19 protein-coding genes and 1 tRNA gene are annotated in these 21,491 nt (G+C 65.2%); 12 read left to right on the plus strand and 8 right to left on the minus strand.

Features of this window, described 5'->3' with window-relative positions:
* Nucleotides 1-61: 61 nt before the first annotated feature.
* The 7 genes from ACOGI4_RS06470 to ACOGI4_RS06500 all read left to right on the plus strand — a co-directional run bounded on the left by ACOGI4_RS06470 (nucleotide 62) and on the right by ACOGI4_RS06500 (nucleotide 8,359).
* On the plus strand, nucleotides 62-1,402 hold the full coding sequence (locus ACOGI4_RS06470; RefSeq protein WP_419840870.1) for a glutamate--tRNA ligase: 1,341 nt from the start codon (nucleotides 62-64) through the stop codon (nucleotides 1,400-1,402).
* A gap of 13 nt (nucleotides 1,403-1,415) precedes the next feature.
* Nucleotides 1,416-1,490 (plus strand) — tRNA-Gln (locus ACOGI4_RS06475).
* Nucleotides 1,491-1,651: 161 nt separating this feature from the next.
* Entirely contained in the window at nucleotides 1,652-2,413 is a 762-nt protein-coding gene (locus tag ACOGI4_RS06480; protein WP_419840871.1) for an ABC transporter ATP-binding protein, read from the plus strand.
* Nucleotides 2,410-3,123: an ABC transporter ATP-binding protein gene (locus ACOGI4_RS06485; RefSeq protein ID WP_419840872.1), complete on the plus strand. Its 714-nt coding sequence runs from the start codon at nucleotides 2,410-2,412 to the stop codon at nucleotides 3,121-3,123. The genes ACOGI4_RS06480 and ACOGI4_RS06485 overlap by 4 nt, the downstream gene beginning before the upstream one ends.
* Before the next feature lie 28 nt (nucleotides 3,124-3,151).
* Nucleotides 3,152-4,210, plus strand: coding sequence for a branched-chain amino acid ABC transporter permease (locus tag ACOGI4_RS06490; protein WP_419840873.1), 1,059 nt, complete (start codon nucleotides 3,152-3,154; stop codon nucleotides 4,208-4,210).
* A gap of 27 nt (nucleotides 4,211-4,237) precedes the next feature.
* Nucleotides 4,238-6,058: a branched-chain amino acid ABC transporter permease gene (locus ACOGI4_RS06495; RefSeq protein WP_419840874.1), complete on the plus strand. Its 1,821-nt coding sequence runs from the start codon at nucleotides 4,238-4,240 to the stop codon at nucleotides 6,056-6,058.
* A gap of 558 nt (nucleotides 6,059-6,616) precedes the next feature.
* Nucleotides 6,617-8,359 (plus strand): ABC transporter substrate-binding protein, encoded by a 1,743-nt coding sequence (locus ACOGI4_RS06500; RefSeq protein ID WP_419840875.1) that lies wholly within the window; start codon nucleotides 6,617-6,619, stop codon nucleotides 8,357-8,359.
* 117 nt (nucleotides 8,360-8,476) lie between these two features.
* Here the strand turns inward: ACOGI4_RS06500 and ACOGI4_RS06505 are convergent, their stop codons facing one another.
* The 7 genes from ACOGI4_RS06505 to ACOGI4_RS06535 all read right to left on the minus strand — a co-directional run bounded on the left by ACOGI4_RS06505 (nucleotide 8,477) and on the right by ACOGI4_RS06535 (nucleotide 15,259).
* On the minus strand, nucleotides 8,477-9,388 hold the full coding sequence (locus ACOGI4_RS06505; RefSeq protein WP_419840876.1) for a polysaccharide deacetylase family protein: 912 nt from the start codon (nucleotides 9,386-9,388) through the stop codon (nucleotides 8,477-8,479).
* Between the two features lie 86 nt (nucleotides 9,389-9,474).
* The gene (locus ACOGI4_RS06510) at nucleotides 9,475-10,365 is read right to left on the minus strand and encodes a DMT family transporter (RefSeq protein ID WP_419840877.1); all 891 of its coding nucleotides are present in this window, start codon (nucleotides 10,363-10,365) and stop codon (nucleotides 9,475-9,477) included.
* Between the two features lie 7 nt (nucleotides 10,366-10,372).
* Complete coding sequence (locus tag ACOGI4_RS06515; RefSeq protein WP_419843099.1) at nucleotides 10,373-11,158, minus strand: ABC transporter ATP-binding protein; 786 nt, start codon at nucleotides 11,156-11,158, stop codon at nucleotides 10,373-10,375.
* A 2-nt stretch (nucleotides 11,159-11,160) separates the two neighbouring features.
* Nucleotides 11,161-11,877 carry an ABC transporter ATP-binding protein gene (locus ACOGI4_RS06520; protein WP_419840878.1) on the minus strand — a complete coding sequence of 239 codons (717 nt, stop codon included), beginning with the start codon at nucleotides 11,875-11,877 and terminating at the stop codon, nucleotides 11,161-11,163.
* The gene (locus ACOGI4_RS06525) at nucleotides 11,874-12,857 is read right to left on the minus strand and encodes a branched-chain amino acid ABC transporter permease (protein ID WP_419840879.1); all 984 of its coding nucleotides are present in this window, start codon (nucleotides 12,855-12,857) and stop codon (nucleotides 11,874-11,876) included. The genes ACOGI4_RS06520 and ACOGI4_RS06525 overlap by 4 nt, the downstream gene beginning before the upstream one ends.
* Entirely contained in the window at nucleotides 12,854-13,780 is a 927-nt protein-coding gene (locus ACOGI4_RS06530; protein ID WP_419840880.1) for a branched-chain amino acid ABC transporter permease, read from the minus strand. The genes ACOGI4_RS06525 and ACOGI4_RS06530 overlap by 4 nt, the downstream gene beginning before the upstream one ends.
* Before the next feature lie 45 nt (nucleotides 13,781-13,825).
* Nucleotides 13,826-15,259, minus strand: a complete 1,434-nt coding sequence (locus ACOGI4_RS06535) for an ABC transporter substrate-binding protein (protein WP_419840881.1) — start codon at nucleotides 15,257-15,259, stop codon at nucleotides 13,826-13,828.
* A gap of 328 nt (nucleotides 15,260-15,587) precedes the next feature.
* Here ACOGI4_RS06535 and ACOGI4_RS06540 point away from each other — a divergent pair, with 328 nt between their 5' ends.
* Nucleotides 15,588-16,313: a hypothetical protein gene (locus ACOGI4_RS06540; RefSeq protein WP_419840882.1), complete on the plus strand. Its 726-nt coding sequence runs from the start codon at nucleotides 15,588-15,590 to the stop codon at nucleotides 16,311-16,313.
* 75 nt (nucleotides 16,314-16,388) lie between these two features.
* On the opposite strand, the gene ACOGI4_RS06545 is transcribed toward ACOGI4_RS06540, so the two are convergent.
* Complete coding sequence (locus tag ACOGI4_RS06545; RefSeq protein WP_419840883.1) at nucleotides 16,389-16,880, minus strand: GlcG/HbpS family heme-binding protein; 492 nt, start codon at nucleotides 16,878-16,880, stop codon at nucleotides 16,389-16,391.
* Between the two features lie 133 nt (nucleotides 16,881-17,013).
* On the opposite strand from ACOGI4_RS06545, the gene ACOGI4_RS06550 reads away from it, so the two are divergent.
* From ACOGI4_RS06550 to ACOGI4_RS06565, 4 genes are all read left to right on the plus strand, one after another.
* The gene (locus tag ACOGI4_RS06550) at nucleotides 17,014-17,964 is read left to right on the plus strand and encodes an LLM class flavin-dependent oxidoreductase (protein WP_419840884.1); all 951 of its coding nucleotides are present in this window, start codon (nucleotides 17,014-17,016) and stop codon (nucleotides 17,962-17,964) included.
* Between the two features lie 226 nt (nucleotides 17,965-18,190).
* The gene (locus ACOGI4_RS06555; RefSeq protein ID WP_419840885.1) at nucleotides 18,191-18,763 is read left to right on the plus strand and encodes a VOC family protein; all 573 of its coding nucleotides are present in this window, start codon (nucleotides 18,191-18,193) and stop codon (nucleotides 18,761-18,763) included.
* An 85-nt stretch (nucleotides 18,764-18,848) separates the two neighbouring features.
* The gene (locus ACOGI4_RS06560) at nucleotides 18,849-19,817 is read left to right on the plus strand and encodes a quinone oxidoreductase family protein (RefSeq protein ID WP_419840886.1); all 969 of its coding nucleotides are present in this window, start codon (nucleotides 18,849-18,851) and stop codon (nucleotides 19,815-19,817) included.
* Nucleotides 19,818-19,904: 87 nt separating this feature from the next.
* Complete coding sequence (locus ACOGI4_RS06565; RefSeq protein WP_419840887.1) at nucleotides 19,905-21,485, plus strand: 4-hydroxyphenylacetate 3-hydroxylase N-terminal domain-containing protein; 1,581 nt, start codon at nucleotides 19,905-19,907, stop codon at nucleotides 21,483-21,485.
* Nucleotides 21,486-21,491 lie beyond the last annotated feature (6 nt).

Consider the following 21,491-nt stretch of genomic DNA (forward strand, 5'->3'; position numbering starts at 1 on the left):
CCCGAGGCGCCCGTCGCACGCGGTGCCAGCGCCGGCGGGCGGCATTGGCGTCGCGAGGCTGATGAACGCCCCGCCGCTAGCTTCTGGGCCGCGGCTGCGATTCGCGCCGGCGCCGACCGGGTTGCCGCATCTGGGCACGGCACGTACCGCACTGTTCAACTGGCTGTACGCCCGTCACTGCGGCGGGCAGATGCTGCTGCGCATCGAGGACACCAACGCCGAGCTGGCGACCGCAGCCCACATCGATCAGATCTTCGACATGCTCGAGTGGCTCGGGCTGGACTTCGACGGCGAACCGATCTTCCAGAGCAGCCGAGCCGCCCTCTACGACGCCGCGGTCGAGCGCTGGCTCGACGAGGGACGCGCGTACCGAGATGACGGTGCTGTGCGGTTCGCCGTGCCCGACGACGGCGTCACGGCCTTCGACGATGTCGTGCGCGGCCGCGTCGAGTTCCCTAACGAGTCGATCGGGGACTTCGTGGTGCGCCGCAGCGACGGCAGTGCCACCTTCTTCGTGGCGAACGCCGTGGACGACCTCGACCTCGGCATCACTCACCTGGTTCGAGGCGAGGACCTGCTGAACACCACGCCGAAGGTGCTGCTGCTGCGATGCGCGCTGGGAGGGAGCGAGGTGCCGACAATTGCGCACCTGCCGCTCATCGTCAACAAGCAGCGCAAGAAACTGTCCAAGCGACGTGACGACGTGTCGCTCACTAGCTACCGCAACCAGGGCGTGCTGGCTGCCGCAATGGTGAACTACCTCGCGTTGTTGGGGTGGGGCCCGCCCGGTGGCACCGAGGTGCGGCCGCTGGAGGAGATCGTCGAGCTGTTCGATCTCGCCGATGTCAACGCTGCTCCCGCCATGTTCGACATGGACAAGCTCACGGCCATCAACGGCGAGTACCTGCGCGCGCTAGACCTCGACCGCTTCGCTGCTGCAATCGAGCCGTGGGTGCGCGAACAGCCCTGGGGCGCCGAGCTCGATGCATCAGCGCTGCGCGACGTCGCGCCGCTCATCCGTGAGCGCACGCGGCTGCTCGCAGACGCCCCCGCGCGCATCGCCTTTCTGTTCAGCGAACCTGAAGTGGATCCCGACGACTGGGCCGTCGCGATGGAACCGCCGGCGCGCGACATCCTCCAGCGCGCTCGCCGCGCCTTCGCAACGGCCGAATGGCAAGCCGCAGAACTGCACGGCGAGCTGCGCACGATTGCCGAGCAACTCGGATTGCGGCTGGGCAAGGCGCAGGCGCCGGTCCGCGTCGCGACCACGGGCCGCGCTGTCGGCCCCCCGCTGTTCGAGTCGCTCGTGCTGCTCGGCCGCGCCGTCACGCTTGCCCGCATCGACGCCGCGCTGGCTGAGCTGGGGCATCGCCGGCGCTGCCCAGACGAGGCGCAGCGCTAGCCTGTGCGGGCCTTCGGGGATGGTGTAATCGGAAACACAACTGGTTCTGGTCCAGTCATTGGGGGTTCGAGTCCTCCTCCCCGAACCAAGCTGCCGCGGCAGTGCGCGCCCGCTGCGGCGTTGTGCTCTAGAGTCACCCGCCGGCCGGCTCGTGGAAGTCGCTACGCAGAGACGCACGCGTGCGGGCCGACCTGATAACTTGCCTGCGGCCGGTAGGCAGATCGGCGCAGACCGGAGGGGGTTCAGCGCGTGGCGTTGCTTGAAGTCTCAGACATCTCCGTGCAGTTCGGCGGCATCCGGGCACTCGACGATTTGTCGTTCTCCCTGGACGAGGGGCAGATTCTCGGACTCATCGGGCCGAACGGCGCCGGCAAGACCACCCTGTTCAACGTGGTCAGCCGCATTTACGATCCGACGACCGGCTCGGTCACCTTCGACGGCCATGACCTGCTGGCGATGCCGGCTCACAAGATCAGCCGCCTCGGCATCTACCGCACGTTCCAGAATCTGGCCCTGTGGCGCGGCATGACCGTGATCGAGAACGTGATGGTGGGCGACCACACCAACACCAAGGCCAACTTCTTCACCGCGGCGCTGCGCCTCGGCACCCGCGGCGAGGAGAAGGAACTGCGCCGACGCGCTTGGGAGGCGTTGGAGGAACTCGGTCTGGAGCAGCACGCGTACCACCCAGCGGCCGGCTTGCCGTTCGGCACGCTGAAGCGCATCGAGCTGGCCCGGGCGCTGATCTCCAATCCCCGCCTCATCATGCTGGACGAGCCGGCCTCGGGCCTCACGCACCAGGAGGTCGACTCGCTGGCTCAGGATGTGAAGGACCTCCGCGACCGCCACAACTTGTCGGTCCTGCTCGTGGAGCATCACATGCGCATGGTGCTCAACATCAGTGAGCACCTCGTGGTGCTCAACTTCGGACGCAAGATTGCCGACGGTCACCCCGATGTCGTGCGCAACGACCAAGAGGTCATCGAGGCGTACCTGGGGAGCTCGTCATGACGGACATGATGCTGAAGGTGGAGAATCTCCACGCTCGCTACGGCGCCGTAGAGGTGCTGCGCGGCCTTGACTTCGAGGTGCCCGAGGGCAACGTCGTGGTGATCCTCGGTGCCAACGGTGCCGGCAAGACCACCACGCTGCGAGCACTGTGCAACATGTGTACGACCTCGGGCACCATCCTGATGCAAGGTGACGACATCTCCAGAGCCAAGACAGCGGACATCGTTCGGCGCGGCGTCGCTCACGTTCCGCAGGGACGCGGGACCTTCCCCGAGCTGTCGGTCATGGACAATCTCAAGATCGGCGCCTACACCCGCAAGGACAAAGAGGTCGGCGCCGACGTCGACCGCTGGTTTGAGATCTTTCCGCGTCTCGCGGAGCGGCGTGACCAGCTCGCCGGCTCCCTGTCCGGCGGCGAGCAGCAGATGCTCGCCGTCGCTCGTGCGCTGATGTGCCGGCCGCAGCTGCTGCTGCTCGACGAGCCGTCGTTGGGGCTGGCGCCACTGATCATCGAAGATCTGTTCGGGCGATTCCGGGAGCTCAACAAGGAAACCGGGTTGACGATGCTGCTCGTGGAGCAGAACGCCAACTTGGCACTGGATATGGCCGACTACGGCTACGTGATCGAGAGTGGAGAGATCGCTTTGCACGACACAGCCGACAATCTCAAGGGCGATCCTGCGGTGCAGGAAGCCTACTTGGGCGCGTAACGCGAAGCAACAGGTAGGAGAATTAGCCGTGGATTCGGTCTGGTCAGAACTACCACAGTTCATCATCAACGGCCTGCGCGACGGTGCGGTGTTCGCTGCCGTGGCATTGGCCTTGGTGCTGATCTTCAAGGCAACAACGCTGATCAACTTCGCGACCGGTGAGTTGGCGATGATCGGTGCCTTCTTCGCGTACGTGCTGAACATCGAGCAGGGGCTCTGGCTCTGGCTGTCCATCCTCATTGCGATGTTGATCAGCGCTGTTATCGGTGCCGGAGTTGAACGCGCACTCGTGCGGCCCTTTGATCCGGACGATCACTTGCCGGTCGTGCTCATCACGCTCGGTCTCTTCTTGATCTTGAACGCGATGGCAGGCGACATCTGGGACTACCAGCTCCGCGCCGTCAATGATCCATTCGGCACCTTCCCGAGCTGGGTGCCGTTCGGGAGTGAGCTGAAGGCCAGCAGCGATGGCACTCTCTCGTGCATCGAGAACAGCGCAGGCGATCTCGTGGAAGTTGCGGCGGGAACTGCCGGTGCGGAGACCTGCGCGATGGTCGGCCGCACGGACTGGGGAGTGTGGCAGGCGAAACTGCCGTATCAGACCATCGGCATCTGGGCGACGCTCGGATTGGCCTTGGTTGCACTGGCGATCATCCTCGGCAAGTCAAAAGCGGGGTTGGCGTTCAGAGCGGTCTCGTCCAACGCAGAATCTGCCCGCTTGGTCGGCGTCAACACCGGGCGCACACTCGGCTTCGGTTGGGCACTGGCATCCATGTTCGGTACCTTAGGCGCTGCGCTGGTTGCGCCTTCCTTCAGCGGTGTGAATCCCAACATGATGGCGTTCGTCCTCATCTATGCTCTGGCAGGCGCGGCTCTCGGAGGTCTGGACAGCCTCGGCGGCGCGGTGATTGGCGGGCTGGCGGTGGGCCTCATCAAGTCCGTGCTGGTGTACTGGTTGGGTGTACGCGTGCTGGGCCAAGCTTACTTTGAGATCTTGGAGCTCGCCATGGCGTTCCTGCTCATTCTGATTGTGCTGCTGTTCCGGCCCGCAGGGCTCTTTGGTACCCGACGTATTGAGCGCGTTTAGCTCAGCGACCCAGAGGAAAACACTTCCATGAGTTCACCACTGCTCGTCGTTTCCAAAGGCAGTACCCAACATCGCCAATGGCAGATGCTGAGCTGGGGTTATGCCGTTGCCTTAGCCATCTTGGTGCCGCTCGTGCTGCAGCCGTTCGAGATCGGCAAGATGAATCGCGCGCTGGTCTACGTCGTTGCCGTGCTCGCTGTCAATCTGGTCGTGGGCTTCAACGGTATGCTGGCTCTCGGGCATTCAGCATTCATGGGAATCGGTGCCTTCTTCACTGCGACGATGGTGGAAGACGAGCTGTGGGACTACTGGATGGTCATACCCTTGGTGTTGGTCGTCGGTTTCGCTATCGGTGTAATTGTAGGACTACCGGCACTGCGGGTAAAGGGGCTGTACTTGGCGTTGGTTACCATCGCCCAAGCCGCCGTGTTCCCGACACTCGTCAATATCGAAGAGCTCGGCATTTCGCGGCGCACCGGCGGACCCAACGGCCGGAACACGGAAGTCGTGGATCGTCAGGAAGGCGGTATCTCGGGCTTCTTCGAATGGCTGCCCGGTGTTGACGGCCCCCGTGGAGCGAGTGCGTACCGATACTGGATCCTGCTGCTGATCACCGTCCTCGCTGTCGCGCTGGTACGCAATATCATCCGCAGCCGGCCCGGTAGAGCTGTTCTCGCTATCCGTGACAGCGAAGCGGGTGCCGCAGTATACGGAGTGAACCTGCCACTGTACAAGACGGTCAACTTCGCACTGAGTGCGTCGTTGGGTTCCCTTGCTGGCTTGATGTGGTGTTTCGACAAGGGTTTCGTGGCCGGCCAGGATTTTACGTTCGTGCTTGCAATCGACTTGATCATCGGTTTGGTGATCGGCGGCGTGGGCACACTGCAGGGCTCGATACTTGGCGGATTGTTCGTCGTGTGGGTGCGAGATCTGACGAAGCGTATCTCTATCCCATTGGGCTTCTATGAGTTGGACGGCGATGGTCCGCTTTCAGCCGCCATCTTCGGCATGATTCTCATTCTGTTCACGTTCTTCGCTCCGGGCGGAATCGCCTCGATGATCAGCTCAGTGCAGAAGAGAATCATCCAAGTCGTGCCACTCAATCCCTCCGGAGACCCGGTCGCCCCGATTGAACAGTTGGATCCCGGACCGGCGTCTACTCGGTCGACCACTGCCTTGCGACTTGCGGTCATCGGACCGGTGCTGCTTGTGGTCGGTTGGGTATTGATGAATGTGGATGTCCTTCTCGTTGGAGTGCTGGCCTTCATGTTGCGCTTCGCAATGGTGATATTGGCGCCTATCGTGGCCTTCGTAGCGATGAACGAGATCCGTGCAGCTCGGGCGGGACGACGTGGCGAGAACACTGAGGCTGTCAGCTCGCGGGCGAAACTGGCAGGCGTGCTCGGCATTCTCAGCTTTGCCTACATCCAGACGTTTGCGCTCAATCTTGCCTTGCGAGCACATCACATCGGTCACCTGGCACGGGAGGCGGTCGTCACCGCCAACGGGCGCACGCGGCCTGCGGTCGCGATGGTGAACAATGCTGCGAGCTACCAAGATTTTCTGGGTACTCCGGGTGAGTTCTGCGCCACTAACCCCACCGGCGAGTTCGAAGGCATGCAGGTGAGCGAGCTGTGCGACGTAGCTCGGGAGGCTGCGACCGCCGCGGAGACGCCCGTGGGGTTCTGGCTGATCGGATGGCCGACACAGAGCGTGCTGGCGATGGTACTGAGCATTGTCACCGCGTTGGCGACGGTGTTCATTGGCCTGCGGTACTTCGTGTTGGCTGGTGGCCTGCGCGACACCGCTCCGACGCAGGAAGCAGAGCGCGCCGGCACTGCTGCCTGACCATAGCGTCGCGGCGGCTCGGTCCGGGAAGCTCGGGCCGTCGCTGTACGTGACCCGTGGTTCTTCCCTTCGATGTTCTCGGATGCAGCGGAGGATTTCCTTGCTGTGGGCGGTGCCAGGCTGCGGTTCACCGCCATCGGCGCGTGGGCCGCGCTGATTGCGCTGGTGACCCTCGGGCTGGCCGTGGTGTTCCAGCCGTTGGCGAAGCGCTTCCCGGCTTATGCCAACGGCGTGAGCGGTCGGCCGGCGTCTGCGGAGCTGATGCCGCCTGTTCGAAGACGAGCGCTTGGTCTTCGGCGTCGCGCTCGTCGCGCTCGCGCTGGTCCGCCCACGGTGCCTCCTCGGACCGCGGGCGGATCAGCGACGTGTTCGGGGACGTGGCGCCGTGGCGCTCGGCGGATCGTCGCGGAACTGACACAGGCCGGCGCTGCAGGGCCGCCCGCGATTGGAGTAGCGTCCAGTGCGCATCCGTGGAGATTCGCGCTTGTGTGAGGATCCGTCGGCGGGTGCGTTCACCATCCGGAAACCGACTTCCGGCAACAGACAGGGAGAAACAGCATGACTACAGGTCGCTTGTGGCGATTGCTAGCGCTGTTGTTCGCCTTCTCGCTCATCGCTGCTGCATGCGGCAGCGACAGCGACGAGGCTGACGGCGGCGAGGGACAGACGCAGACGCAGGAGACAGCAGCGCCTTCCGACGGCGGCATGGACGATGACGACATGCCTGACGAAGAAGGCGACGGGGGAACATCGGCACTTGGCGGCGCGGCGGACGATGACGTCATTGAGCGGGCCGTTGCCGGCGAGGAAGAACCTGACGAGGAGATGCCTGACGAGGAGATGCCCGACGAGGAGATGCCGGACGACGAGATGCCCGACGAGGAGTTCGACCGGTCGACCCTCGAAGGCATCTTCGCTGAGAACGCTGCTCGCCGTGCCGCGACCGTCAAGATGCTGACCGAGGGCATCAACAGCGGCGACTACGGCATCGACGAGAACAACATGCTGCGTGGCCCGGCCGGGTTCGAGATCGACCTGAACGACTGCCCGGCTGACTGGTCCAACACTGGCGGCATCACTGGCAGCCAGGTCCGCATTGGGCATACCACCGCGCAGTCGGGCACGCTCGCGGCGTACGGCGCGATCGCGAACGGCTGGGACAACTACCTCGAATGGGTGAATGCCAATGAGCCGATCATGGTCAACGGTGAGCCTCGAGAGCTGGAGCTGCTGGTCAAGGACGACGCCTACGTAGCTGCGCAGACGATTGAGTTCGTGGACGAGCTGATCGAGTCGGAGAACGTGTTCGCTATCTTGACGCTGGGCTCGCCGAACACGTTCAGCGTGTACGACAAGATCAACGCCGAGTGCATTCCGCAGCCGTTCGTGATGACCGGTCACCCGGCGTGGGGCGATCCGGTGAATCATCCGTGGACGACTGGCATGCAGCTGTCGTACTCGACTGAGGCGCTGCTGTGGGGTGCTTGGATCAGACAGAATCTGGCTGATCAGCTGCCGGTGAAGGTCTCTGGCTTGGTGATGGACAACGACTTCGGTCTGTCCTACGAAGCCGGGTTCGCGCAGTGGGCCGACGCCAATCCTGATGTGGTGAGCGAGTTCCACCCGATTCGCCACGACCCGGCTGCGCCGACGATCACGAATCCGATGACGACGATCCGTGCCGACAATCCGGATGTGTTCATCTCGATGACGGCGGGCGCGCCGTGTGTGCAGGCGATCACCGAGGCCGGCGCGAACGGTCTGATCGAGGACATCGCCGAGCGCGGCGGCGCGTTGTTCACGCCGTCGGTGTGCAAGGCGGTCGCGAACTACATGGCGCCGGCGGGCGACGCGGCTGACGGCTGGTGGATCGTTGGCGGCGGTGCGAAGGACACCACCGACCCGACCTATGAGGACGAGCCGTTCGTCAAGTGGCTGAACGAGAATCTGGCTGCCGGCGATCTCGACCCGAAGAACTCGCTGAACGGCACCGGCTACTGGTACGGCTACACCTATGTGGAGGCACTGCGGATCGCTGCGGAGCTGCCGGGCGGTCTGAACCGGACGAACTTCATGTTGGCCGTGCGGTCGCTGAGCATCTACCACCCGTTGATGCTCGACGGCATCGAGACCGAGCTCAACGGCGCGCAGGACGCGTACTTCGTCGAGGGTTCGGACTTCAGCCAGTTCGATGCCACGGCCCAGTCGTGGAACATCATCGGCGACGTCGTGGACGTCAACGGCAGTTCCTCGAACTGCGCTTGGGGCAAGGACGAAGAGGGCAAGGCCGGCTGCCGCTGACCTTGACTGATCCTTGCTGACCTCGCGTCAGCACGCAAGGGGGCCGGCGGGCAATCCACCCGCCGGCCCCTTCGCGTCCCAGCGGCGGTGCATGAGGTCGCGACCGCTCGGACTCCGCTAATCCGTGCCGAGTTCGCGGCCGGCGCGCCATGCTTCGGCCACATCGCACATGCGGGTGTAGCTCACGCCGAGCGCGGTCACCTGCTCGATCCAGCGCTCCATCTCGTACAGGCGTCCGCCGCGGCCGATGGCCTGCGGGTGGAAGGTGACGGTGCACACGCCGTGGCGCACGTGTTCGGTCATCCATCGCACATCAGACAAGAACGAATCGAACATCGCTGCCGGGTTCTGGAGTCCCGGCAGGATCATGTTCTTGAACGTGACGAACTCGAGATGCACGTAGTCGTCGAGATGCCAGCTGAACGGCAGTTCGACGAGGTCCACCGGCGCCCCGAACTCCATCGGGCCGTCGGTCGGGAAGCGGTCGCCGCTGCGCAGCCAGTACGGCGCGTAGTCGTGACCCATGAGCGAGGAGTCGTAGCTGAGGCCGAAGTCGGTCAACAACCCGGCGGTCCAAGGATTGATGTCGCCTGAGGGCGCCCGGTAGCCCTTTGGCGGTGCGCCGGTGAGCGACTCGACCTGAGCATGGGTGCGCTCGAGGATGGAGCGCTCTTGCTCTTCGCTGAGCCGCGGGCCGTACTCGTGCGCATAACCGTGCAGTCCGACTTCGCATCCGGCGTCCACGATCATGCGGGCGACGTCGGGGTAGGTGTCGATGCTGTGGCCGGGAACGAAGAAGGTGCAGGCGATGTCGTGGCGCGCCAGCAGCTTCAAGATGCGCGGCACAGCAACCGCACCGAATTCGCCGCGCGAGATCGGCGCCGGTGTGGTCTGACGCCGGGCTACCCACAGCGACGGACCGTCGAAATCGAAGGTCAAGCAGACATAGCCCGCCGGATTGTCCGGTATCGCCTCCGCACGCAGTCTGTCTGCGGTCATGTTGCCGGTGGCCCGGTTGCTGGTGGACATGTCGCCGCCTCTCGGACTGGAACCCGTCGCGCCGCCTCGATCTGTGGCCGGCCATGACTGAGCCGGTCAGTCGGCTGCAGCCTCAGCTACAGCTTGGCGCGTGACTGATCGATCAGCACGATCGTGAGGGCGAACATCACCACGGTCATGCCCAGGAACTGCCACGGAGACACTTGGTCGCCCAGAAACACCCATGCCATCAGCGTGCTGGTGACGGGTATTGCCAAGGTCATGGTCGATCCCAGCCACGCGGGAATCCGGGCCAGTGACCAGTTCATCAGCATGTGACTGGCGAATCCTGGCCCGATCGACAAGATGGCCAGCCACGCCCAAGCCCCGAGGGAAGGCCAATCGAATACTTGGCCGGAGGCGACCGCGAACGGCGTCGCCGTCAACGAGCACACCAGGGCGCTGCCGCCGGTGTACTCAGCTGAGCTGATGGTGCGGGTGCTGAGCTTGGAGAAGACGAAGTAGCCCGTCCAGGCAAACAGCGTCAGCACGGCCAACAGGTCGCCCAGCATGCTCCACTCCGGAATGCCCGACGAACCGAACACCACCACCGCAATGCCGCCGATGGCCACCAACGCCATCCCCCAGTGCTTGCCTTTGGGTTGTTCGCCGAAGATTCTCGGTGCCAGGAACAGCATCAGCAGGGGTTGCAGCGAGGCCACGACGGTCGCATTCGCCACGGTGGTCAGCCGCAGCGAGGTGAAGAACAGCATGATGTCCAACGCCAGCGAGAAGCCGCCCCAGAACGAGACCTTGATCGCCCGCCAGCGCAGCGGCGTGCCGTTCAACCACAAGAACAGCACCACGATCGCGGTGTAGAGCCACATTCTCCAGAACACGACTGCCAGCGGGCCCAGCTCGGACAGACCCTTGGCGATCACCCCCGACGCAGCCCAGCCGACCATGGCCAGTGCCGCGGCCGGTATGCCGAGCGCTCCCTCGGCGGCTGCGGGCCGGCCTTGTTCCATCGGAGTCTCAGTCCTGCAGCAGGTACGCCGAGTGCAGCACGTCGGGACGGCTGATCAGCTCCTGTGCACTGCCGTGGTAGCGAATGCGCCCGCTCTCGAGCACGTACGCCCTGGCGGCCAGTTCCAAAGCGACGTGCGCGAACTGTTCGATCAGCAACACGGCGACCCCGCTGTGGGCTACTTCGGCCAGCACCGGTGTCAGGCGCTTCACCACGATTGGTGCCAGTCCCAAGGACAGTTCGTCCACCACGAGCACCTTCGGACGCGACACCAGTGCTTGGGCGAGCACCACCATCTGTTGTTCGCCTCCCGACAGCAGGCGTCCGAGGCTGTCGCGGCGACGATCCAGCTCCGGGAAGAGCGACAACGCGTAGTCGATCCCCTCGGCGGCCGAGGTGCCGTCCAACGAATAGGCGGCAACCCGCAGGTTGTCGCTCACGGTGAGGTCGCTCAGCAATCGACGACCTTCCGGCACCACCGAAACGCCCGCGTGACGCACGCGCTCAGGTCGCCAGCCGGTAATGGGCCCGGTGTTGGGCGCGCTGCCCTGCGCGCTGGTGAGTGCGACGCTGCCCGTTCGCACACGCGCGAGTCCGGCGATAGCGGCTGCGATGCTGGACTTCCCGGCACCGTTTGGTCCGAGCAGCGCGGTGATCTCGCCGGACGGCACGTCGAGGCAGGCTTCGTGTACGACGGGCCGGCCGCCGCGGTCCACCGTCAGGTCAACGAGCGCCAGGTCGAGCCTCGCTGAGCCTTCGACGATCGCTCCCTCGGGTGGCCGGCGGTCAGACATCGTCACGTGGCGTCTTCGCCGACGTAGGCGGCGAGCACTCGGTCGTCGCGGAGTACTTCGGCCGTCGGTCCGGCTGCAACCACACGCCCGAAGTCCAGCACGGCAGTCCAGTCGCAGCACGCCTGGACCAAAGACATGTCATGGTCCACCAAGATCACCGTCGCTCCCGTGCGCTCGGGCACCGAGCGAATGATCTGCGCCAGTTGATCGGTCTCGCGGTCGGGCAGTCCGGCGGCCGGTTCGTCGAGCAGCACCACACGTGGCGCGCCCACGATGGCGCGCGCTACCTCGATGAAGCGGCGATCTCGTTGCGACAGCGAGCGGACCACTTGGTCGCGAAGTCCGCTCAGCCCGACGAAGGCCAGCACGTCGTCGACTGCGTCTTGCTGTTCGGGTCGCGAGTCGCGCGCGGCGTGCTCGTGCACCGTTCGCACGTTCTCGTAGACCGTCAGGCTCTCGATGGTCTGCGCTGTCTGGAACGTGCGCCGCACCCCCCAGCGAGCCCGGCGGTAGTCGGCCATTTCCAGCAGGTCTTCGCCGTTGACGGCGACCCGTCCGGCCACCGGCGTGACGAAGCCCGACAGCACGTTGAACAGCGTGGTCTTGCCGGCGCCGTTCGGGCCGATCAGACCGCAGTTTCCGCCCGGAAACGTCAGCGTCACCTCGTCGAGCGAGCGAACGCCGCCGAACTGCACGCTCAGCTCGGCGATCTCGATCATTCGAGCAGTCCCTTGCGATCCATGGCTCTCGTGGTCGAGATGAGGTTGATCATGAGGCCGATGCCGAAGATCGTCAGCGCAAAGTCATTCCAGAACTGATGGCCGATGACGTTCTGCGTCAGGAAATCAAGCAGAATCTTGGCGAAGAATGCCGCCAGCAGTGCGCCCCACAGCGAGTTGATGCCACCCATGAGGACCACGGCGACCAGGAACAACGCCGCTTGCCGGTTGAACTGATCGACGCCGATGGACCACTGCACGTGAGCGCCGAACAGCCCGCCCGCCACACCGGCCATGAACGCAGCTAGGCCGAACGCCATCAGCTTGTAGCGCGTAATGCTGATTCCTGACGCCAGCGCTGAGGGTTCGCTCTGGTGAATGGATGCCCAAGCACGTCCGGGCTTGGAAGCCAGAAACGCCACCGCAAGCATGAAGACGACGAACGCCACGATCACCACGAATCGGAAATACGCGGTGTCTCCTTGCGCGAACCCGGGCCGCGGCACCGGCGCCCGATCGCTCATCGTCAACGCCAGGCCGTTGAAGCCCGGTCCGCCGTTGGGAAACTTCAGCCGGAACAGGACTACCTCGACCCCGACCGCCAGCATGAGCGTTACCAACGCGAGGTAGAGCCCGCTGACGCGCAGAGCGGGCAGGCCGATGAGCACCCCGATGACTGCGGCCGCGCCACCGCCGATGACCAGCAGCAGCGGGTAGGGGAGATCGGTGGCGAAGGCCAGCCGGATGGTCACCCATGCGCCGATGCCGTAGGGCGCGACTTGGCCCAGCGACACCAGGCCAACCCGTCCGTAGAGCATGCCGACGCTGGCGGCCACCATGGAGTAGATCGCCATCTGCGTGAAGTTGAAGATCCACGTGGCGTCGAAGATCGACGGCATGGCGAACAGCGCGAACAGCAACAGCGCACCTGCGGCCACTGGCTGGAGGAAACGCTGCAGTGCCGCTCGGCCGGTGGTCACGACATCTCCCGGCCGGCGAGCACCACGGTGCGACGCCGCGCGATCCACAAGATGGCCACCACTGCGAACACCACCGGTGTCAGCCGCCGAAGCTCCGACATGAACTTCAGGTTTCCGCTGAACGGCGTCAGCAGCGATTCGACGACGCCGATGAGCAGGCTGGCGCCGAAGGTGATCCACAGCGACCGGAGCTGACCCACGATGGCACCGGCGAGCGCCGGAATCACGAACCAGGTGAGCGTGGCTTGGTCCATGCTCTTGAACAGCGACGGAAGCAGCAAGAACACGCAGCCGCACAGCAGGCCGGCCCCGAACCAGGCGACCGCCTCGACTCTGCGCACCGGAACGCCCAGCAGTGCGGAGGTCTCCCGATTGTTGGCAATCGCCCGCATGGCGGTGCCGGTGTCGGTATGTCTCAGATACATGCCGACGCCGATCACCACGACGAGCGCGAACGCCAGCGCCAGAATCTGATTGGTGGACACGACCGTGCCGCCCACGCTGAAGGTGGACTTGGGAAAGTGCAGCGAGCGCGGTTTCGACGTATCCCAGCGCTCCTTCATGATCCCCATCAAGAACAGCGCCAACGCCACGGTCCCGAGCGATTTTGCCAATGGGTCGCGCTTGTCCAGCAAGGGCGCGAACACGCGTCCGTAGAACAGGAACATGAGCCCGCAAACGGCCACGAGTGTCGGATACAGCACAATGCCGAACCCTGAGACACGCGGTTCCGGCAAGATGATCGAGCCGCCCATCAGCGACCACACGAGGTGGACGCCCATCGAGCCGATGGCGCCGAACGCCAAGTTGACCACGCCGGTAGTGCGATAGAGGACGACGATGCTCGTGCCTGTCACCGCGTACATTGCTCCGAATGCCAAACCCTGAATCAGGAATGGCAGCAGGATGGAACTGTCAGGCATCCGCAGCGATCGTGACGTCCCGAATCGGGTGGCGAGCTGTTGCGATCAGTTGATCTTGCGCAGTCCGCCCGTCCAGTTGTTCGGTTCCTCGGACGTGAGGCCGCCTGCCGCCTCGGCCTCGCGCACGGCAACCAGGATGGGCTCGATGGCGGCGATCTCGAAACAGCCGCTGTCGTCGACCATCCGGTCCACACCATCGGGCACCACGTTGTAGTCCCAGTTGTTCGGCACGTTGCCGAGCGGCAGCCCGCCGAAGTACCACGGCTTGCACAGGTGATCGGACTGGAAGTTCTTCACCGCGCCGATGGCGGCGTTCACTGCGACGGGGTCGTCGAGATCGGCTGGGTCCATGCCTAGCAGCGCATGCACGATGATGCGCCCGGCGACGAAGCCCATCTGCTGGAAGCTGCCCAGCGTCGGGTCCGGGTTGTAGTCCGCAGTCACCTGCCGGTACAGCTCGATGTCGGGCCGGGGGTCGTCGAGCAGGCTGAACTCGGCGTTGACGTTGACTTTGCCCTTCCATGCCTCGCCGAGCGCGACCGCCACCGAACTGTCGTTCAGCGGCGTTGACGAGCCCCAGATCACCCGGTCGATCAGACCCTGCTCCTCGGCGGCCTTGAGAATCTTGAGACCTTCGGGCGGTGTGTAGTTGAGCAGGACGCCGCCGCCGTCGCCGGCCCGGTTCACGAGGTCGAGCGCGACCGTCGTGGCGTCCGCAATCGGCAGCTCGTACTGGACGTCTTCCCATTCGAGTCCGGACTGCTCGATGAAGATTCCTGCGAGCGAGTTGCCGTACTCGGCGGCGGGCGAGACGCCCGTGGAGGTCACGACCTTGTTGACGGGGCCCTTGGCAATCACCGCCTGCGCGGCACCCAGCAGCGAGTAGGCCGGACCCATGTTGGTCGCCGCGATGTTCGGCGAGCTGAAGCACTCCGCGGGAACGCCGGCCAGCACCACGTTGTAGCCCTGCTCCTCGTAATAGGCGGCGTTCACCGCGCAGTCCAGGATCGAGAAGCCGCCGCCGATGGCCACGAGCTGATCTGTCTCGATCAGCTTGCGGGCCGCAGCCGCCGCATCGTCAGGGATGCCGTTGTCATTTTCCCACACCATCTCCAGCGGCCGGCCGTGAATGCCGCCGTTGGCGTTCACGCACTCGAAGTAGGCCTGCATCATCAGTGGGCCGCTCGAGAAGTCGATGCCGGGGATCGAGGTGGTGACGTTGCCGATCACGATCGGCTCGCCCGTCGCCGGCTCGCCAGTGCCCAAGCCGCAGAAGTCGCCGGCTTGATCCATGGGCGTGTGGTCGCTCATGGTGTCGCCGGCGGCGCCTTCGGTCGTTTGGGCAGCCGCTTGGGTGGTCGCGGCCGGCGCCTGCGTCTCCTCGATGCTGCTCTCGCTGTCGCCGCCGCAAGCAGCAGCCGCGAGCACGACGACGAAGGCGACGGCTGCCAGCCTTCGGTGCGTTGGTCTGCGGTTCATGGTTCCCCTCCCTGAGCGCTGCACTCGCGGTCGAGTGCTGCACGTTGCTCACGACTGTGACGAGCCGCGCCCCTGTCGGGCGAATGCCACGACTTGGTCGGTGCAGATGATAACCCCGCCCGCGCGACCGGTACTGCGCTGCGAACCCGCTCGGCGGGCTCGGCCGTGTGCGCCCGGACGGTGTGCCTACTACATTGCAGCCGGCGCAGATTCAGCAACGTCTCGCGCCGCATCAACACGACCGGATGGCGGGCACTCCGAGCGGGGCTTCGCGAATCGAGTGCCTTCAGATCGAGTGCCTTCAGACCGTGACGGCAAGGGGAGTCCGATGGCCGCAGCGCAACATCGTCCAGCACTGCTCACCGACGACATGCGAATGAAGCTGAACGCGGTGTCCACAGCGACACTCGCCGGCCAGATGCAGCGGCGTGGCATGCAGAACAGCTTCCTGGGTGGGCTGCGGCCGCTGAACGACGGCCAACGCATGCTCGGCTACGCGCACACGCTGCGTTTCGTGCCCAAGCGCGAGGACTTCGAGCGCCGACTTCAAGGACCCAACGCGCAACGACAGGCCGTGGAGTCCATCGAACCCGAAGAAGTGCTGATCGTGGAAGCCCGAGGCGAGCCGCACGCTGGCACGATCGGCGACATCTTCACGATGCGCATCAAGCACCTCGGTGCGTCGGGCTTCGTCACCGACGGCGCGCTGCGCGACACACCGGCGGTGGCCGATGTCGGCTTGCCCGTCTACCACCTGTCGTCTCATGCGGCGACCCTCGGCAGGCTGCACACGCCGCTGGAGCATCAAGTGCCGATTGCCTGCGCGGGCGTGACGGTGCTGCCGGGGGACATCATCGTGGGCGACGGCGAGGGGGCGGTGGTCATCCCGGCGCTGCTGGCCGCCGAAGTCGCGGACGATGCGTACACCCAGGAAATCGAGGAAGAGTGGGCCATCGAGCGGGTTGCTGCGGGGGAAAGCTCAATGGGCACATTCCCCATCGCCAAGGACCGACGCCCGGAGTTCGAGGCGTGGCTGGCCCAGCGACAGCGCTGATGCCTCGCCGTAGACCGGTCAGGCGACGACGCGGCTAGGCGGGAGACCCAGTCGGCCGGCTAACCAGCGGGCCGGCTAACGCGATGAGGCGGCGAGAGCGGCTGCGCCTGCTTGAGCGACTTGGGCGTCTTCCTCGGCTGAGCCTCCCGAGACGCCGACAGCACCCACCAAGGCACCGTCGACGAAGATGCCGATGCCGCCGCCGAACACGATCAGGCGTGGCGTGTGGGTGATGCCGTGAACCAACGCGGGCTCGTCCTTGATGAGGTCCCACCAGTCGCCGGTCGGCATGCCTGCGAAGCCGGCCACCGTGAAGGCCTTGTTGAGTGCGATGCCGGCGGACAGGCGAGGGGCACCGTCCATGCGAGCGGTGGCGATGGCCTCGCCCGAGGCATCTGTCACTGCGATGCAAAAGCGCCTGCCCATGGCCTCGGCCTTGTCCAATGCGGCATCGAGGGCTTTGCGAGCACCCGCGAGCGTCAGTACGCGGCTCGCAGCGATGTCTCCGGCCTCAGCCGTCCCCCGGTCAGCAGCGTCAGTTTCAGCAGTTTCCGTGCCAGCAGCCATGGCGTCGTGGGCCCCCCTTGTTGTGTTCGCGGTTCGTCGTCCGCGGCGCCCGGAGAAGTGAACATCGTGAAGTGAACACCGTGGAGTGAACTCGGGTTACTCTGCAGTTGCTGCAGACTGCTGGGATTGCGCCATGGACGTCGGCATCATCATCGGGGAAGCCACACCGCTGAGCTGGGAGCGCTGGCGACACATCTGCCGGCTCGTCGAACGGCTCGAGTTCGACTCGCTGTATCGCTCCGACCACTACTTCAACGGCAAGCAGAAGGACGCCATCGACGTCTACCTGTCGTTCGTGATGGCGGCAGCCGAGACCGAGCGCCTCCGCTTCGGCCCGTTGGTCACGCCGATCACCTTCCGCGAGCCGGTGAACGTAGGTCGGATGGCGCAGCAGCTGGAGTCGCTGGCGCCCGGCCGATTCGTGCTGGGACTCGGTGCCGGCTGGTACCCCGACGAGCACGCCGTCTACGGCATCGACTTTCCGGCCGGCACCGAACGCTACGACCGGCTCGAAGAGGCGCTAGCGCTGATGAAGGAGCTGTGGTACTCCGCATCGGGCCGCTTCGACGGCAGTTACTACCGCATCAGCGGGACGGACTCCAAGCCGCACCCGCCCCCCGGCAGGCCGCCGATCCTCATCGGGGGCAGCGGCCCGCGCCGGACACTGCGTATTGTGGCCCAGCACGCGCACGAATGGAACACCACCCCGCTCGACGTGGCGGCCTACCGCGCGGCGAACGAGGCGCTGGCTGGCCACTGCGAGGACGTCGGCCGCGATCCGGCCGCCATCCGCAAGTCGATGCTCATCTTCGCAGCCATCGGTCCCGACGACCACCACGAGCGCCTCGTGCTGCAGCGCTTCTTGGACATGATGGCACCGGAGGGCTCGGGCATCAGTCTCGACGACGCGATCGCCGCGGGGCACGGCCCTTGGCAGGGATCTGTCGAACAACTCGTGGACCACTGCGGCCAACTGCGCGACCTAGGCCTCGACGAGGTGGTGTTCGAGCACTTCTGCCATGAGGACGACACGGTGCCGGAGTGGATGGCAGCCGAGATCATGCCGAGGCTCGCAGCACTCTGAGCCACAAGCGGCCGCTCAGCGGGCGACGTCGAGCCCTGCAGTACTGCAGGCGCTTCGACTATGCTCGGCGGCAGGACCGTGGCAGGTGCCACCAAGTACCTCCGGGGGCAGGTACCGAGGAGCAGGATCGGCTCGGCACCAGCTCCAACCCGTTCCAGTAGCAACCTGCACTAGCTGCAGACCGTGCCGACACCGTCGTCGGCAACGCAAGCCACAGAGGTAACCCATGACCGACACCATCGCCAAGCGCACGACGGCGGTGACGCCCCGGGGCGTCAACCACCTCGTGCTCAACGTTCGCAACATGGAGGAATCGCATCATTTCTGGAGCGACCTGCTGGGCTTCAAGCAAGTAGGCGCGCTGGACGCTGAGCGCTATGAGGTTCCTCCCTACAAGATGCAGTTCTACAGCGGCGTCATCGACGACGTGAACCACCACGATGTCGCACTCGTGGAGATGCCCCAGCTGCCGGCGCCACCCGAGCAGTGGGACATGTTCTCGGGCGCCTGCGCCGTGAACCACATCGCCATCACCTACCCGGACCGCGAGTCGTGGCTCGAGCAGGTGCAGTTCCTCAAGGACAGCGGCGTCAAGATGAACCTGCGCGTCGACCATGGCATGACGCACAGCGTGTACATCAACGATCCCAACGGGTACGGCGTCGAGGTGCTCTACGAGCTGCCTGCCGAAGTCTGGGATCACGACATCAACGGCGCGCTGAACTACGCGAACGTGCTGCCCGAAGAGGATCTGCTGGTCGACACCACCGACTACGAGACGAACTTCGACCGACGCTGAGTTCCGCCTGCGAGCCCCGAACGGGAGCGCTGGGCACCCAGCGACCGGCGGCGCGCCGACTTTGCGCGAGCGCGAAGGGACATCCATGCACGCCATCCAAGTAGCCGAGCCCGGCGGGACCGAAGCGCTCGCATGGACCGAGGTCGATGACCCGGTCGCCGGCGTGGGAACGCTGGTCGTGGAGCTCGCCGCAGCAGGCGTCAATTACATCGACACCTACCATCGCAGCGGTCTGTACCCCGTGCCGCTGCCGTTTGTCGTGGGCGTGGAGGGTGCCGGCGTGGTCGTCGAGGTAGGTGCCGAGGTGGACGGGTTCGCCGTCGGCGACGAGGTTGCGTGGACCTCGAACCTCGGGTCATACGCCGAGCGTGTCGTAGTAGCAGCGCGCAACGCTGTTCGCTTGCCGGACGGCGTCAGCTCCGATCTGGGCGCCGCAGTGATGCTGCAGGGCTTGACGGCGCACTTCTTGGCATGCTCTACGTTTCCGCTCGAGCCGGGGCATCGCTGCCTCATCCACGCCGGCGCCGGCGGAGTAGGGCTCCTGCTCATCCAGATCGCCAAGATGCGCGGTGCGGAAGTGTTCACCACCGTCGGCACGGCGGAAAAGGGCGAGCTGGCCGCCGCCGCCGGAGCGGATCACGTCATCAACTACCGCGAGGAGGACTTCGGCGACGCGGTCGAGCGGATCGCAGGCGCTCGCCCGCTTGATGTGATCTACGACGGTGTCGGTGCCGACACCTTCGATCGCGGCCTGGAAGTGCTTCGGCCACGCGGCATGATGGCCACCTTCGGCAATGCGTCGGGCCCAGTGCCGCCGCTGGCGCCGCTGCGACTGTCCACGGGCGGGTCGCTGTTCCTGACGCGTCCGACGCTGGCTGACCACACGGCGACGCGTGACGAGTTCGAACGTCGCGCCGAGGATCTGTTCGCATGGCTCGCCGCCGGCGACCTCGACGTGCGTATTGGCGCGCGATTCCCGCTGGCCGATGCGCGCAGCGCGCACGAGGCGCTGCAAGGCCGCTCCACGACCGGCAAGGTCCTGCTCATCCCCTGAGCGGGTCCGGGACGCCGTTCTGCGTTAGTGTCTGAGGCGCTCGAAGACCGAGCGGATTGAGCGTCGAGGGGAACGGGGGCAGTACCCATGAGTGATACATCCACGAGCCAAGCCGTCGAAACCTGGTCGCCGATGACCGGCGAGGAGTACATCGAGAGCCTGCGCGACGGGCGCACCGTCTACTTCCAGGGCGAGAAGGTGCTCGACGTCACGACGCATCCCGCATTTCGCAACAGCGTGCGGTCCATCGCTCGGCTGTACGACGCACTGCACGATCCGGCCCAGCAGGACGTGCTGATGTGCGACACCGACACCGGGTCCGGCGGCAAGACACACAAGTTCTTCCGGGTGCCCCGCAGCGCCGAGGACCTCGTCGGCGCACGTGACGCCATTGCCGGCTGGCAGCGCTTGACCTATGGATGGATGGGCCGCAGCCCCGACTACAAGGCATCGTTCCTGGGAACGCTCGGCGCCTTCCCCGAGTTCTACGGCGACTACCGCGACAACGCCCAGTACTGGTATCGCCGCAGCCAGGAGGAAGTGTCGTACTGGAACCACGCCATCGTCCATCCGCCGGTCGACCGGCATCTCGGTGCCGACCAGGCCGGCGACGTCTGCATGCATGTGGAGCGCGAGACCGACAACGGGCTGATCGTGTCGGGCGCGAAGGTGGTTGCCACCGGTTCGGCGCTGACGCACTACAACTTCATCGCCCACTTCGGACCCGTTCCGCTGCAAGACCCGTCCTTCGCCATCGTCTGCACGACCCCGATGGATGTCGAAGGCGTCAAGCTCATCTGCCGCAACTCCTACGAGCTGCAGGCCGCCGCTACCGGCAGCGTGTTCGACTATCCGCTGTCGAGCCGGCTCGACGAGAACGACTCCATCCTGGTGTTCGACGAGGTGCTGATCCCGTGGGAGAACGTGTTTCTCTACGGCGACCTCGAGAACGCCAACAACTTCTTCCCAGCTTCGGGCTTCATCCCCCGATTCACCTTCCACGGACTCGCCCGGCTGTGCGTGAAGCTGGACTTCATCGCCGGGTTGTTGTCCAAGGCGCTGCGGGCGACCGGCACGCGCGACTTCCGCGGCGTGCAGGCCAACTTGGGCGAGGTGATCGCCATCCGTAACCTGATGTGGGGCCTGAGCGACGCGATGGCCAAGAGTCCCGACCCGTGGGAGAACGGCGCTGTGCAGCCGTCGCTGCTGTATGGCATGGCCTATCGCACCTTCACCCCGGTGCTTTACCCGCGCATCAAGGACATCGTGGAATCCGTGGTCGGTTCCGGGCTGATCTACGTCAACTCGAACGCGAACGACTTCAAGTCCGACGAGATTCGCCCGTACCTCGAGCGGTACGTGCGAGGCTCCAACGGCATTCCGGCGCTCGAGCGGGTCAAGATCATGAAGCTGCTGTGGGATGCCATGGGCAGCGAGTTCGGCGGCCGCCACGAGCTGTACGAGCGAAACTACGCAGGCAACAACGAGCAGATCCGTTATGAGAACCTGCATGTTGCCGACACAGAGATTCCCGGCATGGGTTCCATGACCCAGGCGCTCGAGGGCTTCGCGGAGCAGTGCATGGCCGAGTACGACCTCGACGGCTGGACGATCCCGGGGTTCTTCAACCCCGACGACGTCTCGCTGGTGGGCCGCGACTGGGGCTGAGCCATC

It is taken from the genome of Candidatus Poriferisodalis sp. (assembly GCF_965205175.1).
Lineage (GTDB): Bacteria > Actinomycetota > Acidimicrobiia > Acidimicrobiales > Poriferisodalaceae > Poriferisodalis.